This is a genomic window from Streptomyces sp. NPDC032745 (assembly GCF_055579465.1).
Genome location: NZ_JBVING010000025.1, coordinates 24,664 through 39,019, shown reverse-complemented (window position 1 = coordinate 39,019; position 14,356 = coordinate 24,664). Strand labels below are relative to the sequence as shown.

13 protein-coding genes are annotated in these 14,356 nt (G+C 67.4%); 7 read left to right on the top strand and 6 right to left on the bottom strand.

The features are described 5' to 3' along the window. Positions 1-145: 145 nt before the first annotated feature. Together ACZ5WG_RS38995 and ACZ5WG_RS38990 are read left to right on the top strand one after the other, a co-directional pair. On the top strand, positions 146-2,281 hold the full coding sequence (locus tag ACZ5WG_RS38995; protein WP_468729397.1) for an MMPL family transporter: 2,136 nt from the start codon (positions 146-148) through the stop codon (positions 2,279-2,281). Positions 2,282-2,569: 288 nt separating this feature from the next. After that, complete coding sequence (locus tag ACZ5WG_RS38990; protein WP_468729396.1) at positions 2,570-3,226, top strand: GAP family protein; 657 nt, start codon at positions 2,570-2,572, stop codon at positions 3,224-3,226. A gap of 81 nt (positions 3,227-3,307) precedes the next feature. On the opposite strand, the gene ACZ5WG_RS38985 is transcribed toward ACZ5WG_RS38990, so the two are convergent. Beyond that, positions 3,308-5,659 (bottom strand): arylsulfatase, encoded by a 2,352-nt coding sequence (locus tag ACZ5WG_RS38985; protein ID WP_468729395.1) that lies wholly within the window; start codon positions 5,657-5,659, stop codon positions 3,308-3,310. Positions 5,660-6,023: 364 nt separating this feature from the next. On the opposite strand from ACZ5WG_RS38985, the gene ACZ5WG_RS38980 reads away from it, so the two are divergent. From ACZ5WG_RS38980 to ACZ5WG_RS38970, 3 genes are all read left to right on the top strand, one after another. Beyond that, the gene (locus tag ACZ5WG_RS38980) at positions 6,024-6,950 is read left to right on the top strand and encodes an acetoacetate decarboxylase family protein (protein ID WP_468729394.1); all 927 of its coding nucleotides are present in this window, start codon (positions 6,024-6,026) and stop codon (positions 6,948-6,950) included. 62 nt (positions 6,951-7,012) lie between these two features. After that, the gene (locus ACZ5WG_RS38975) at positions 7,013-7,567 is read left to right on the top strand and encodes an SRPBCC family protein (protein WP_468729393.1); all 555 of its coding nucleotides are present in this window, start codon (positions 7,013-7,015) and stop codon (positions 7,565-7,567) included. A gap of 198 nt (positions 7,568-7,765) precedes the next feature. Then, the gene (locus tag ACZ5WG_RS38970) at positions 7,766-8,092 is read left to right on the top strand and encodes a hypothetical protein (RefSeq protein WP_468729392.1); all 327 of its coding nucleotides are present in this window, start codon (positions 7,766-7,768) and stop codon (positions 8,090-8,092) included. Between the two features lie 65 nt (positions 8,093-8,157). Here ACZ5WG_RS38970 and ACZ5WG_RS38965 read toward each other — a convergent pair whose 3' ends face one another. Next, on the bottom strand, positions 8,158-8,811 hold the full coding sequence (locus tag ACZ5WG_RS38965; RefSeq protein WP_468729391.1) for a DUF1326 domain-containing protein: 654 nt from the start codon (positions 8,809-8,811) through the stop codon (positions 8,158-8,160). 318 nt (positions 8,812-9,129) lie between these two features. After that, a complete protein-coding gene (locus ACZ5WG_RS38960; protein WP_468729390.1) occupies positions 9,130-9,960 on the bottom strand; it encodes a DUF2182 domain-containing protein in 831 nt (276 codons plus the stop codon). A 461-nt stretch (positions 9,961-10,421) separates the two neighbouring features. On the opposite strand from ACZ5WG_RS38960, the gene ACZ5WG_RS38955 reads away from it, so the two are divergent. Then, the gene (locus tag ACZ5WG_RS38955) at positions 10,422-11,156 is read left to right on the top strand and encodes a DUF899 domain-containing protein (protein ID WP_468729389.1); all 735 of its coding nucleotides are present in this window, start codon (positions 10,422-10,424) and stop codon (positions 11,154-11,156) included. 315 nt (positions 11,157-11,471) lie between these two features. Here ACZ5WG_RS38955 and ACZ5WG_RS38950 read toward each other — a convergent pair whose 3' ends face one another. Next, on the bottom strand, positions 11,472-11,909 hold the full coding sequence (locus tag ACZ5WG_RS38950) for a VOC family protein (protein WP_468729388.1): 438 nt from the start codon (positions 11,907-11,909) through the stop codon (positions 11,472-11,474). A gap of 227 nt (positions 11,910-12,136) precedes the next feature. On the opposite strand from ACZ5WG_RS38950, the gene ACZ5WG_RS38945 reads away from it, so the two are divergent. After that, positions 12,137-12,466 carry a hypothetical protein gene (locus tag ACZ5WG_RS38945; RefSeq protein ID WP_468729387.1) on the top strand — a complete coding sequence of 110 codons (330 nt, stop codon included), beginning with the start codon at positions 12,137-12,139 and terminating at the stop codon, positions 12,464-12,466. Here the strand turns inward: ACZ5WG_RS38945 and ACZ5WG_RS38940 are convergent. Together ACZ5WG_RS38940 and ACZ5WG_RS38935 are read right to left on the bottom strand one after the other, a co-directional pair. Continuing rightward, entirely contained in the window at positions 12,459-12,740 is a 282-nt protein-coding gene (locus ACZ5WG_RS38940) for a hypothetical protein (protein WP_468729386.1), read from the bottom strand. The two genes, ACZ5WG_RS38945 and ACZ5WG_RS38940, sit on opposite strands and share 8 nt — an antisense overlap. Continuing rightward, positions 12,737-14,068 carry a ricin-type beta-trefoil lectin domain protein gene (locus tag ACZ5WG_RS38935; RefSeq protein WP_468729385.1) on the bottom strand — a complete coding sequence of 444 codons (1,332 nt, stop codon included), beginning with the start codon at positions 14,066-14,068 and terminating at the stop codon, positions 12,737-12,739. Before ACZ5WG_RS38935 ends, ACZ5WG_RS38940 begins: the two co-directional genes overlap by 4 nt. Positions 14,069-14,356: the final 288 nt, after the last annotated feature.

Below are 14,356 nucleotides of genomic sequence, written 5' to 3'. Positions count from 1 at the left end.
CCACAGGCCGGACCGCGACGCACCCGCACGGCCGTCGCTCGGATTCCCCGAGCCGAAGGGATCTCGGCCGGGTGCCGTCGCGGGATGGGTACTGCGCCACCCGGCTCTCGTCCTCACTCTGACTCTCCTCGCCCTGGCCCTCGCCGTGATCACCGCTGCCTCCGGCACCGAGCGCCTGACGCACGCCGGTACCGCGCCGGCCCACTCGGAGTCGGTGCGCGCCGAGTACACCCTGTCCACGGCCTTCCGCGCCGGCAGCCCGACCGTGACACTGGTGGCGACCGCGCCCCGCTCGGTGGATGACCCAGGTGCCGACCTCGCCGGAAGGCGCCTGACACAGCAGGCACAGCAGTTCGCCAAGGTCGTGGCCGTCGACTCCTACTGGACCCGGCGCTCCCCGGCGCTCCGCGGAGACCACGGCCGTACGGCCTTGATCCACCTGCGTCTGGCGACCACCGAGGACACCCTCCGCCAGGACCTCCAGCCCATCCTGGACGCACTCACCGGCCGCCGCGGACCCCTCGAAGTGCAAGCCGCAGGGCCCGTCGCCGTCGGCCTGGCCATCGAAGACCAAGCCCGCTCCGACCTGCTGCGCACCGAACTCCTCGCCGCGCCGGTCACCGCCGTCGTCCTCGTCCTGGTCTTCGCGGGCGTCATCCCGGCCGCCCTGGCCCTGCTGATCGGCTGCTCCACCGTGGCGGCAGGTGCCGCCGTGCTGACCGTCCTGGCCCGCTTCACACCCGTACACGTCATCGCCCTGAACCTCACCGCAGCTCTGGGCTTCGCCCTGGCCGTGGACTTCAGCCTCTTCATCATCACGCGCTACCGGGAAGAACTCGCCGACGAACCGCACTGCCACCGCCGCGCACTCCTCAAGGCCCTGCGTACCGCCGGCCGCACCGTGGTCTGCTCAGCCCTGACCGTCATCGCCAGCCTGGCAGCCCTTCTGGTCTTCCCTCTCGGCATGCTCCGTTCCATCGCCTACGGAGGCATCTGCGCCGTTGCCATCGGCATGACCCTCTCCCTCCTCGCCCTGCCGGCCGCGCTCCTGCTCCTCGGCCCCCGCATGACCAGGCGTACCCGCAGCCGACGACAGCCCGCACCGAGCCCCGAAACGCCTGACGCCTGGTACCGCCTCGCCCACAGGGTCATGAGCCGGCCCCTGCCGGTCGCACTCACGCTCACCATGCTGCTCGGAGCCCTCCTACTCCCGCTGATCGGCGCGAAGTTCGGATCCTTCGACGACCGGGCCCTGCCCCCATCCGCCGCCGTGCACCGGGCGACCACGACCCTCCGCCAGGACTTCGATCGCGCAGCACTCCACCCCGTACAGATCGTGCTCCCCACTGTCCGGCTCCCGCGCGATGCCGGCGAACTCGACGCTTACGCCCGCGATCTCAGCCGCATCCCCCATGTGACCCGAGTGGAAACCGCCACCGGCAGCTACCTCCGAGGCGCCCGCGCCAAGCCCCCACTCCCAGGACACCTCTACACCTCCCCGGCAGGCGTCTGGGTAGCAGCCCTCACCGACGTCGGACCCGAAACATCGCAGGGCGCAGACGTGGTACGTGCCGTCCGAGCCACACCCTCACCCGTACCCGCCCTCGTCGGCGGAGCCCAGGCGTGGCTCGCCGACCTCCAGGACTCCATCTCCGACCACCTGATCACTGCCCTGCTCCTGATCGCCGCCACCACGCTGGCGCTCATCGGCTGGTACACCCGCAGCATCGCCCTGCCCGTCAAGGCACTCCTCACCAACGCCCTCAGCCTCTGCGCCACGCTCGGCGTGATGGTCTTGATCTTCCAGGACGGTCACCTGCACACATGGCTGGGCATCAGCGAAGTCACCGGCGTAACGGACACGATCGCCCCTGTCCTCATCCTGTGCATCGCCTTCGGCCTTTCCATGGACTACGAGATCCTCCTGCTGGCGAGAACCGTGGAAGAGCACGACCAGGGCGTACCGACACACGAAGCGGTCGCCCGCGGGATCCGGCACACCGCCCGTCTGTTCACCGCCTCCGCCCTCATCGTCATCGTCGTCATGTCCGCCCTCGCGGCCTCCGGACTGGTCGTACTCAAAGCCGTCGGGGTCAGCGTCGCGGTCGCAGTCTTCATCGATGCCACCGTCGTCCGACTGCTTCTCGTACCGGCCTTGATGGTTCTCCTTGGCCAATTCAACTGGTGGCTCCCGTTCCGGCGGCACAAGAAGGAAGAAGGCCAGCCCGCCGACCACGTGCGGAGTCAAGAAGCTGCCGTCCCGACGACGACATCGCGATAGCTGCGGGACCGTGAAAGAAGCGAGGTCCCTCCGATCACGCGGGATTGACGCGATCACTTCCTGGGCCCGGAGGGGCGTTTGACGGGTGAAATGCCGCGCGGCGTCACCGCTGTCCTGGGTTCAGCGGGGATGGTTGTCCCTTGGTAGGGATGGCGAGACGACAGGAGGTACCGGTGATCGCTGCCGCAGGAGTGGGAAGGGTCACCCCCTGGGACAGGCCGGAGGCCGCGGCGTCGCTCCAGTACGGGCCGGAAGACACCCTCGCCGGGCTTCGGAGCGGATGCCGGCATGGTTCTTGACCTTCTCCTGATCGGCCTGGCGATCACCCTGGAACCGATCCCCGTGACCGCGTTCATCCTCCTGCTGTCCGCCGATCGCGGCGTACGCAAGGGGTTGGTCTTCATCCTTGCCTGGCTCGCCTGCCTGGTCGTCGTGCTGGCCCTGGTGGTGTTCGCGACCGGCGGCACCCCTCCTCCGGCCAAGAGCGCCCCGTCGACAGCGGCCCTCGCGGGCAAGCTCGTCATCGGCGTCGGGCTGGTCGTCTACGGGGAGCACAAACGCCGCTCGCTCCGGGGCCCCCGCACCCGGCCCCGCAAGCCCCCGGCGTGGGCCGCCCGGCTGAACGAGGTCTCGTACTGGACCGCCGCCGGGCTGGCAGTCCTCGTCCAGCCGTGGGGCCTGGTCGCGGCGGGCTGCGCCACCGTCGTCGACGCCGACATGTCCCAGGCCGCCACGGTCCTCACGCTGCTCGGGTTCTGCCTGCTGGCCACCGCCACCCTGCTCGGCATGGAGCTCTACGCGACCTTCTCCCCGCAGGCCGCACAGGACACTCTCGGCCGGTTGCGGGCCTGGATGGAAGATCATCAGGATCAGACGATCGTCACCATCTCGCTGCTCATCGGACTCTGGCTGGTGGGCAAAAGCATCTATCAGCTCACCACCTGACGCGGAGTCGGAGTCGGGCCGGGACGAGACCGGTGGACGCGGTGGACGCGGTGGCCGGGCGGCTGGGGTCATGCTCCGTGTTCACTGCCGGGCCATGTGCATGCGCATCTCGCTGTCCGCATCGGTGATGAGTTCGCCCGACAGGTCGACGGTCACGGTGTGGAGTTCGCCGGTGAACCGGAAGGGCGACGGGTAGTCGGGGGTCACCGGCTGGCCGGGGTTGGCCCCGCAGGTCATCCCGCCGGGATTGAACATGACGGGGGTGGTCACCGGGAACTCGGCCGCTGCGACGAGGTGACGGTCGACGTAGAGCTCGGCACGCCCCGGTGTGCCCTTGCCGGCGGCGAGATCGGGCTTGCCCGTCGGTTCGAACTCGAAGCGCAGTTCATGCCGGCCGGCAGGTACCGGATCCGTCGTGGACACCGTGTAGAGGGCCCGCGAGACGTAGTTGTGCACGTACGTCAGCTTGCCGTCCTTGATGTAGAAGCTCCAGCCGCCGGCCATCGAACCCTGGCTCATCAGTACGCCTTCGGCGCCGTCGGCGGGGATCTCCACATCGGCGGTGATGCTGTGCGGACGGTTGAGCACCCGGGGGGCGACGGAGGGCGGCAGCGACTGGGTGCCGGGCCGGAACGTGTAGCTGGTCCGTGCCTTGCTGATCTGCGGACGTTCCGTTGCCATCCGCGCCAGTGCGCTCCCGTCGATCGGCAGCACTCCGTACTTTCCGGCCTCCACGTACCACAGGGAAATCAGCTCGATGGTCTTGGCACGATGGTCCGAGGAGACATCACGGGTCTCCGCGAAGTCCTCGTCGATGTGGTACAACTCCCAGGCGGTGGCGTCCAGTTCGGATAGCTTCTCCGAGCTGATGGGCGTCCCGAACGGCTGCTGCGCCTCGGTGAACGACGGACCCGGCCAGGGGCATACGGCGCGCCAGCCGTCGTGGTCGATGGCACGGTGCCCGAGCATCTCGAAGTACTGGGTGCGGTGGAGGCTGGGCGCGGCAGGGTTGTCGAAGGTGTGGGCGAAGCTGACACCGTGCAGGGGGGACTGGGTGACGCCCTTGATGGTGTCCGGCGGCTCGACCCCGAGGATGTCGAGCACGGTGGGCACCATGTCCACGAGGTGTGCGTACTGGGTGCGCACCTCTCCTCGGGCCTTGATGCCGGCGGGCCAGTGTACGAGGAACGGGTCGCTGGCGCCGCCGCGGTAGGTCTCCCGCTTCCAGCGCCGGAACGGCGTGTTGCCCGCCCAGGTCCAGCCCCAGGGGTAGTGGTTGAACGTGGTCGGACCGCCGAGGTCGTCGATCGCCTTCAGGCTCTCCTCGATCGGTTCGGGAGCGTTGTTGAAGAACTGCGCCTCGTTGGCCGTCCCGGTGACGCCGCCCTCGGCGCTCGCCCCGTTGTCGGAGACGACCATGATCAGCGTGTTGTCCAGTTCGCCGATCTCCTGGAGGAAGTCCAGCAGCCGCCCGATCTCGTGGTCGGTGTGGGACAGGAACCCGGCGAAGACCTCCATCATGCGCGCGGCGAGACGGCGGGCGTCGGGGGACAGGGACTCCCATTCGGGAACGTCCGGGTCGTGGCGTGAGAGAACGGCATCGGCGGGTACGACACCGAGCCGCTTCTGGTTGGCGAACGTCACCTCGCGGTAGGCGTCCCAGCCGTCGTCGAACTGCCCGCGGTAGCGGTCGGCCCACTCCCGCGGCACGTGGTGCGGCGCATGGGTGGCCCCGGGGCAGAAGTGGAGGAAGAACGGCTTGTCCGGGGCTACCTGCTTGGCGTCGGAGATGAAGAGCTTGGCCTTGTCCGTCAGGTCCGGGGTGAAGTGGTAGCCCTGTTCCGGCGAGGCGGGGGGCTCGACCTGGTGGTTGTCGTACACGAGCTCCGGATACCACTGGTTGGTGTCGCCGCCGAGGAAACCGTAGAACCGCTCGAAGCCGCGGCCCAGCGGCCAGCGGTTGTAGGGTCCGGCGGGTGACTCCTGGGCCGAGGGCATCAGGTGCCACTTGCCGAGCATGTACGTGCTGTATCCGTGCTCCAGCAGCATCTCGGACAGGAACCCGTTCTCGAACGGGATGTTGCCGTTGTAACCCGGGTAGCCGGTAGCCAGCTCGGTGATCGCCGCCATGGCGTTGGCATGGTGATTGCGACCGGTGATGATGCACGAACGCGACGGCGAGCACAGTGCCGTCGTGTGCATGTTGTTGTACAGCAGTCCGCCCGCGGCGAGACCGTCGAGGCGGGGCGTCTGCATCGGACTTCCGTAGCAGCCCAGCTGTCCGTAACCCGTGTCGTCGAGCACGATCGTCAGCACGTTGGGTGATCCCGGCACCGCCCCCGGCGGCTCGGGCCACGCCGGGCTGGACACGTCCGTGGTCCGCCCGATCACTCCGGAGAAGGCGCTCCCCGGCTTGTACTCGTTCACTGGCATCGTGCTGGTCCTCCCTTCCCGCCGACCCGCTGGACGGTTCGGCAGATGGGCCGATGTGCGCGGAGCGACGGCGCCCGCGCCATCAGCGGCTCGCGGAAAGCCCGACGAGACGAACCGTTTACGGGGCTCAGAAGTCAGAATTTCAGTGGCGCGAAACCGCGCGAGGTTGTGCTAATCCGACCCTGCGGTCGACGTCGACGCCCAGTTGCTGGCCTGCCGTGCGCAGAGCACCATGAATATGATAGTTCCATCAGCAGATGGCTGCCACTGGGCCTTCCGAATATTCGCAGATGGCTGCGCAGGTTCGAATTCCAGCGGCGTGTGCCGATGCAGTCCGGCGTCTCGTAATTCAAAGGAAGAGAACATGACTACGCCTGCTATCGAGCCTGGCCTGAAGGGTACTCTGCCACCGGAGGAGTACACGACGAAGACGATGCCTCACTGGGGGCAGACCTACGACGGGGCGATGGCCGGTTACAAGGGCATGGATTATGTTTCGGTAGCCTTTGCGACCGACGCCGAAAAGGCGGCCGCGCTGATCCCGAAAGAGTTGGAACTCATAAAGATTCCCGCTTTGCCCGACCAGGCATCGGCGAACCTGGTATTCGCCAAATATCGAGAATGCGATCTCGGCCCGTACATGGAAGTGATCATATCCATCTCGGTACTTCATCAAGGTCGCCCTTACGGGTACGTCCCCGCCATCTACGTGGACAACGACGCGGCTTTGCTCGCCGGGCGCGAACTGGGCGGCTACCCCAAGAAGATGGCCCGGATCACGATCCGTAACCACGGAAATCTCTTCCTGAGCCAGATGTCTCGCGGCTCGATCCAGACGAAGACCGTGGATCCCAACTTCAACGATCTGGCCTCCTCCAGCGTCACCAAGGGCGAGAAGCTGTTCTCGGTACCCCTGCCGGCCGACAGGACGGACGAACTGCCCTACCCCTACAACCTGTTGCTGCCGCTGCCCCCTGCGACAGGAGAACCTCAGGACTACGTGCTGCCGACAGTGGCGCTGAAGCGCTTCCCGGGCGTCGGGCCCGGACCGAACGGCCACGCCGGAGCCGAGGTGCTCCAGCTCGTGGGCACCCCCTGGCACATCACTCAGGCAGACGTCTACGCCGGCGACGCCCCCAGCATGGAGATCTACCCGTCCGAAGAGGACCCGATCGGCCGACTCCTGCCGTGCAATGCCGTACTGGGCGCATTCGTCCTGCAAGGCTCCATGTACACGAAATCCGACGAGTGGATGGTCCTTGAAGACCTGAAGAAGAACAATGCTGCATAACCAAACCCTCCCCCATGCTGTTAGGGGCATGCGTTGATGCACGTGTATCCACGTAGAGCGGCATGCCTGCCGATCTGACACGAGATCGCGCCTACCTCGATCCGCACTCCAGAGGGAGGACGCACCTAATGGCTCGCCACTGGTACCCGCTCACCGACAGCGGAGACAGCTTCCTGGTGTCTGCGCCCTTCCGCTACGAACACTCCGTAGAGACCACAGCACCGGCCGAGCGGATTTGGGAGATCCTTACCGGCGAACAGCTGGTCCACTGGGTGTGGGCATTCACCGACCTGAAGTGGAACTCACCCCGCCCATTCGGTGTCGGCACGGTACGCGATGTCACCTTGCTGAAATTCTTCACCGCACGGGAACGCTTCTTCCGCTGGGACGAAGGGCATCGGTACACCTTCAGTGTCTACGAGGCATCTCGCCCCGGCCTCCGCCACGCGGCGGAGGACTGGAGCGTCGAGCCCACACCCTCCGGCTCACGCCTCACCTGGACGATGGCGATCCAGCCGACCGCCCTGGTCACCCCATTGATATGGGCCAGCGGCCCGGTCATCAGACTGGTCCAACGCCGCGCCCTGCGTGCCGTCCGGACGCACGTCCGCAGCTGACTTCCGGCCTCCCGCCCCGGGTGTGCACCGCCCACTCGAACGCGTACGCCGCTCTGTGAGCGGCGACATAGCGAGAAGCCGGACTGCGGGCATACGATCTGCGCACTTCACCCCCCTTTGATGCAATGCAAGGGGTGGGAGAGCCCGTGCCGACGAAGAGGCCGTCGACGGGAGCCGCCCACACCGCGGAGGGCTCGAATGCTGCGCCCGGCATCCCTGACGGACACCCGCGTGCGCGCGGTGGCCAACGCCCTCAGCCCGTACGAGTGGCGAAGGCTCACCCCCGAAATGGTCAGCCGCCGCGCGCTCGCCGCGATGGACAACCCCGAAACGGCGGACCCGGTACCGGTGCCCCGCCATGACGAGCGGATCGATCTGCTCGTCGAGTCTCTTGCGTGCTGCCGGTGGCGTTCCCTCACCGCCGATGCAGTGAGCCGCCGGATGGTGACGGTCCTGGACGCATGGCGTCAGGAAAGCCAATGGCTCGAGATCGAACTGCGCTGGCTGTCGGACGGGGACGGCTGAGACACGGCGTTCTCATGTGTGACCGGCTGGGGTCAGCTTTGCCAGGAGCAATGCGGCAGTCGATTTCAGTCGGGGCCCGTCCAGTCGAAGGTGATGTGCTTGCTGGACTGGCCTTCGCGGCTCCAGCGGAAACCGAAGGCGTCGGCGCGGTCCGCCGTCGAGCGGCCCCAGGTCGCGATCTGTCCCGGCCCGGTCTCGCAGCCCGGAAGGTTGGTCGACTGGACTCGGGCGCCTTCGGGAGTCGTCGGTCCGGTGAGCGCCTGCGCGCTCGCCTCGACCCGGTCGGGAATCGTGGCCCGCCAGCCCCCGAGGTCTTCGTCGACCTCGATCTCGATGGGGGCGAAGTCCATGCCCCGCATTTCGGCGTCCATCATGCTCACCATTTCGGCAGGCCAGCTGCCGGCCTGGCCGCCGAAGATCATCTGTAGTGCTTCGCGCTGCGCGCCGTCGGCTCGCTCGTCGAGGAATACCGCCGCGAACGTATCGGTGTGCTCGGCCCACACATTGCCGACGAAGGAGCTGAGCATCAGCACATTGAGGCCGTCCAGTCGTACCTCGCCGTAGTTGCCCTCGCGTATGTGCCAGGCCAGGACGCCGTCGCATTCGCCGTAGGTGGGCGCCTGGGCGAACGAGCAGGGGCAGGGAACGTTGCACCTGCACGTATCGAACCAGTCGCCGGCCGTGTGCCATCTCGGAACGGTCGCTGCCGTCTCAGACATCTCCTCGCCTCCTCGCGGCCCGTACGGACGGGAAGCACGGTCGGAGATTGCCCCGCCGGACGTCAGTACAGGCGCTCGGCCGTACGGGTCATATCAATTCTCCTCCCGCTGCCGCGTGGGCGAAAGCTCGGGCCGCCCGCGAACGCAGCCACCGCGGCCGCGCACCGGTCGAAGGCATGCGGTGATGTGTACACCTTCCGTAGGCACGCCCAGCCTGGAAGGAGAGAACTCCCGGGGTCCGCGCAACAACCGGTTTCGTTGGAACGCGGGGGGAGGCCCGCTGTACGGGTCGCTTCCCGCGGGGCACGCAGCGACGGCTCACCCTGTCCAGCCGGCCATCTGGTCCATGGGGGGACCGGATGTCTCCAGGCCGGGCAGCAGCCAGTCCTGGAAGGGCGCGAGCACGGCGAGGACGAGGAAGACGAGGCCGACAGCCCAGGCCAGCCAGGGTCCCTGCCGCCAGAGCTTCTCCAGGAAGATCACGGCCGCCAGCCCTGCCATCGCGGCGACGTTCATGACGCCGAGCGGGATCAGGACGATCATCAGGCCCCAGCAGCATCCGACGCAGTAGAGCCCGTGGTGCGTGCCCACCCGCAGGTCTTTCGCCCAGGGGCGGTAGCGCGAGTACTGGAGCAGCTGGAACATCGGGTTGCGGCAGTGCCGCAGGCAGACTCGTTTCAGAGGCCCGAACTGCTGAGCCGCCGCGACGAGGAACACTGCGGCGCCTATCCAGCGGCCCGCCCCGGGATTGCTGTCCACCAGGTGCCCGGTCGCGGCCAGGGCGCCGTACGCGAGCAGCCCGAATGCGGTCCAGGCCAGGAGGTAGCCGCTGACGAACCCGGCGATCCTCAGGGCGCGGGCGGGGCCGGCCGAACGGCGGTTGATCCCGCGCACCCAGGTGATGGCGACGGGTGCGACGGACGGCAGCATCATCGCCGCCATCATGACCACCCACAGCAGCAGGAAGAGGGGGAGCGCCAGACCCATGGTGCCGGGCTCCATCCCCATGTGGCGGGACTGGCCGATGGTCAGCACCCACGCCAGCGCGGCCAGCAGCACCATCAGGAACCACGCGACCGCCAGGTCCCGCGCGGGCAGCAGGACGCCGGGCCGCGTGGGTGCCGGAGGGGCCAGACGGAGGTGCGGCACGGGAACCTCCCAAGGTCGCGAGTTGCCCCGGCCGCCTCGGTCACCCGTGCCACACCGCTGGCGGTGGTACACCGCGGACAGCCGACGGTCCGACGACATCTCCAGATCTCCAGCAGATCACAGAACCGGAAGGCCCAAAACCCGGGAGGCCGGCCGCCAGCACGGTGGGCCGATTCCCGTTGACCTGCCCCCGGATCAGCGATGCAGGGGCAGGAAGTGCCGCAGTCGCAGGTTGTGGAGACGACGAGCACCGAGGCGGCAGCCGCCGACACTCCCTGCGCATCGACGGCGCCCGGCGAGTGCGCCCTGAGGGCCCCCAGCTGGTCGCGAAGGTCCGACGCCGCGCGCGTACGGTGGACGTAGGGCGACGGGTAACGCCGGTGCAGGCACTGACGGCAGCCGCTGCGGGCGACCGTCCGCCGCGATGCGGTGTTCTGCTCCCGCACAGGAGGGAAAGGCAAATGCCCGAGCACAGAGTCGGCACACAGGAGGAATTCGAGGCTGCGCGAGCGGAGCTGCTCGTGGAGGAGAAGGACCTGACCCGGCGCGGTGACGCGCTCGCGCGGAAGCGGAGGGAACTTCCCCGGGTGCGGGTCGAGAAGGACTACAGGTTCGAGACCGAGGGCGGGACCAGGCCGCTCGCGGACCTCTTCGACGGGCGCTCGCAGCTGCTGGTCTACCACTTCATGTTCGGACCGCCGTACGAGGCCGGATGCCCTGTCTGCTCCTCGATCGCGGACACCCTCGATCCCAACGCGGTCCACCTCAAGGCCCGTGATGTGACGCTGATCTGCTCCTCGCGGGCGCCGCTCGACAAGCTCCTCCCCTACCGGGAGCGGATGGGCTGGAGCTTCGACTGGGTCTCCGCCGGCGGCAGCGACTTCCACCGCGACCTCGGTTTCACGTACACGGCGGAGGAGCTGAGACCGTTCCTGGAGGCCGGGGTTCCGCCGACCGTGAGCCAGATGGCGCGGGCGTGCGGCACGGACGTGCTCGGGTACGTCACCGAAGGACCCGGGTTGAGCTGTTACGCGCTGTCGGACGGCATCGTCTACCGGACGTACGTCACCACCGCGCGCGGCCTCGAGCCCGCCATGGCCTACTACGGTCTCCTCGACCGGACACCGCTGGGCCGCCACGAGGAGGGCGAGGAGACGCACTGGCTGCGCCGCCACGACGAATACGAGAAGACCTGAGAGATGCGGCTGCCTGCTGCGGCGCCGCCCGCAGTTCCGTGCGGACTGGATGGACGGCACCCGCTACGGCGAGGTGGCGCCTACCGATCTCAAGGCCGAGTCTCATGTGAACGCCGCCCGGCAGAGGAACGTCATGCCGAGGGGGCTGTTCCCTGGACTCTTCGGCTGCCACGGACAGCTCCAGGTGAGCTCTTCTCCGAGGCCGCAGCCCGCTGTCGGTTTGTCGCGGAAGGCGGTGCGCGATGTCGTGGACAGTCAACAAAGCGCGGTGTTGAAGCTGCTGCCGACCGGAAGCGCGGGACCGACCCTCAGCAGTCAGTTCTTCTTCAGCTCCTCGGCGAGCATCACAATGATGCCGCTGGGGCCGCGGACGTACGAAAGCTTGTAGACGTCCTCATAGGTCGCCACACCGCGAAGCGGGTGGCATCCGTGCTTTGCGGCTGTCTCAAGGGCTTTGTCGATGTCGTCGACTGAGAAGGCGACACGATGCATGCCGATCTCGTTGGGACGAGTGGGGTTCGTCTCGATCGCTTCGGGGTGGATGTACTCGAAGAGCTCAAGGCGACCGTGACCGTCTGGCGTCTGGAGCATCGCAATTTTGGCGTGATTGCCATCAAGGCCGACGGCGGTGTCGGTCCACTCACCACTGACCGTGTCACGGCCGACGACCGTGAGCCCGAGGTCGGTGAAAAAGGAGATCGTTGCTTCGAGGTCGCGAACGGCGATACCGACGTTCTCAAGTTTGATGGCCATGCGTTGCATGCTACCGAGCCGGGCCGATCGGGTACTTCCGGCAAGGACGCAGCCGAGTATCGGGTTGGGCAATTCACCCGGCCTGTGTCGAACCCACAACAGGTGGAAGCACTGGTCGAGGCAGATGGCCGTCTGGGGGCGGCCTGTTCGGCGGCCACGCTTGCGGCCGGGTTGCCCTATACGCAGTTGTCGGTCCGGATGACGAGGGGGCCCGGCACGACACTCCCATGTCCCTTGAGTCCCTCACCCCGGACAACACCACTGTCGTCCTGGTCGAGTACGCCGTCGGCTTCGCCAGCGTGCTTGGCTCGCACGACCTGGGCCAGCACGTCAACCACGATTCCGCGTCCCTGGCCGTCCTCGACGGCGGCGACGTCCGCTACGGTCGCCGCCCTCAACGTCGCGAGGCACAGCAGCCGCCGCACGGCGGCCGACTGCTTCCCGACCGATTCACCCCGGCCGACTCGTTCCGTCCGGGCAGACTCCGATCCGACGCGCTGGTCGTTCCCAGAGCCGCATTCGCCGAGTGCGGCTCTGGGAACTGTCGTCTCAGCTGACCGTGACGTAGTTCCAGGTGTCGAGGGTGAGGGCCGTGCATTGTTCGGCGGGGCTTGCCCGGTGGCCCCTCTGGTCCCAGGACCAGCTGTCACGCAGGGTGCTGCCGTCGGTGAACACCAGGTCCACGCCGGCGCATGTGCTGCTTCTCAACCCCTCGGCGACCGCGGCGGCGGTGACGTGGCTCTGTGGGTAGATCCAGTAGCTGAGGGCCTTTCTGTCAGGCACCGCGGTGCCGATGGCCAGCGGGCTGCTGCTCAGGTCGTAGATCTTCATGTACGCGGCGGCGTGGTCTGTGCCGGTCCGGGCTGATCCGGTGTGGTCATGCTCCGGGTCGGTCCGTCACTGATGCAGGCGGGCTGCCGTACCCATCGGCCGTTCTCGTCGAGCTTGTCCTCAGCGACACCCGAGTCGTACATCATGGTGGCCCCCGAACCGGCGGGGTAGGTGACGGTGATCTCGGCGTCGGTGGAGTAGGTCCACTCGTCCCAACTGCCCTTGGCGAAGACGAACCGGCCGGTGTAGGTCTTGCTGACCGGGAAGGCCTTCACCCAGGTCGTGGAGTGTGCAGGCGCCGCGGGGACCACGGCGTGGTAGGTCTTCTCCTCCGTGTTGGTCGTACCGGTCTGGACCGAATGGGTGATCAGCTGGGATGCCTCGACCGCGAAGTCGGCGTGCCAGAAATCACTGGAGGAACCCAGCTTGACGGTGATGGTTTCCTTCGTGCCGTTGGCGATGGAATCCGTCGTGATGGTGGAGGTGCTGTTGGTCACCTTGTAGTCGACGGTGGTCGACGGGATCGCTGCGTCGGTGTGCTGCGCCTGCAGGCACAGGGCCACCCCTGCATCGTTGCCGGTCACCGCCGCCTGCGTCTGGCTGTAACTGCAGTACGGGTAGGCCGAATGCGCAAGGACGGCGGCATCACATTTGGTCAGCGCGTACTTGGCGGCCCAGTCAGTGGTGAAGTCCTTCCCGCCGCCGAAGCGGGAGCCCCACAACTGGTTCTCCTTGCCGTGGCACGGCCACATGTTCAGGTAGTCGGCGTGGCCGGCGAGCCAGCTGCTCGCCACGTCCATGCATTGGTCGTCGACCACGTTGCGGATCATGAACTTCGTTCCCGTGCCTTTGAACTGACCCGGCTCGAAATACCAGTACTGATACTTCTGGGAGCCGTCGCACCGCTGCTGCTCCACAGGCCGGATCCGCCACGTGGAGTCCCACCATCCCGGCATCAGACACAACCCGGAATTCGTCTTGATCTGGAAACTTCCGTCACCCTGCGGTTGCAACGAGAACACCTGGTTGGAGCCGTCGTGGCGGTCATAGGCCTGCAGCCACGCCCCGGAATCGGACGAATTCCAGGGCACATCCATCGCCCGCTGGTCCTTGGCGAGCATGAAGACACAGTCCTCGGCGTTCTTGCCGTCACCGGCGTAGCGGCACTGGTGGGACGTCTCGCCGGCCGCCTGCGCCTGCTGGGCCCCCGCCCCCAGTAGGGCGGCAACCAGTGCGAAAATCGTCGACACCAGGATCCCGATGGGTACCGGGGGTCCGGGTCGCCGCCTTCTGGGCACGTGAGCCCGAACGGCATCGCTGCTGTGCATCTGCCACTTCCTCCTTCGTCGTGGCACCCTGCACGGTGCGTCTCCGCCTCCGGGGGATCAGCAGCCGCCCCAGGACTTCGCCGCACTGCGTGAGGGTCCATTCGTTCGATCCGACGGTCCTGCGAGGAGGGAGCCGTCGTAGCACCGCCAAAGTAGGAACGCGCAGCTGCCGATACATCCGTCACCTGACGTAGGAATGCTTGGGGGGTCGGCGGGTGTCCGGGCCAGGGCGGTCGGGTGTGGCAGGCCGACGCCGGAGAAAGGCGCCCCGGATTGGCTGTCCGACCT

Bases quoted from the DNA above. Each gene is read 5' to 3' on its own strand.
- ACZ5WG_RS38990 (WP_468729396.1), top strand. From the start codon at position 2,570: ATGGTTCTTGACCTTCTCCTGATCGGCCTGGCGATCACCCTGGAACCG.
- ACZ5WG_RS38985 (WP_468729395.1), bottom strand. From the start codon at position 5,659: ATGCCAGTGAACGAGTACAAGCCGGGGAGCGCCTTCTCCGGAGTGATC.
- ACZ5WG_RS38980 (WP_468729394.1), top strand. From the start codon at position 6,024: ATGACTACGCCTGCTATCGAGCCTGGCCTGAAGGGTACTCTGCCACCG.
- ACZ5WG_RS38975 (WP_468729393.1), top strand. From the start codon at position 7,013: ATGCCTGCCGATCTGACACGAGATCGCGCCTACCTCGATCCGCACTCC.
- ACZ5WG_RS38970 (WP_468729392.1), top strand. From the start codon at position 7,766: ATGCTGCGCCCGGCATCCCTGACGGACACCCGCGTGCGCGCGGTGGCC.
- ACZ5WG_RS38965 (WP_468729391.1), bottom strand. From the start codon at position 8,811: ATGTCTGAGACGGCAGCGACCGTTCCGAGATGGCACACGGCCGGCGAC.
- ACZ5WG_RS38955 (WP_468729389.1), top strand. From the start codon at position 10,422: ATGCCCGAGCACAGAGTCGGCACACAGGAGGAATTCGAGGCTGCGCGA.
- ACZ5WG_RS38950 (WP_468729388.1), bottom strand. From the start codon at position 11,909: ATGGCCATCAAACTTGAGAACGTCGGTATCGCCGTTCGCGACCTCGAA.
- ACZ5WG_RS38945 (WP_468729387.1), top strand. From the start codon at position 12,137: ATGTCCCTTGAGTCCCTCACCCCGGACAACACCACTGTCGTCCTGGTC.
- ACZ5WG_RS38940 (WP_468729386.1), bottom strand. From the start codon at position 12,740: ATGAAGATCTACGACCTGAGCAGCAGCCCGCTGGCCATCGGCACCGCG.
- ACZ5WG_RS38935 (WP_468729385.1), bottom strand. From the start codon at position 14,068: ATGCACAGCAGCGATGCCGTTCGGGCTCACGTGCCCAGAAGGCGGCGA.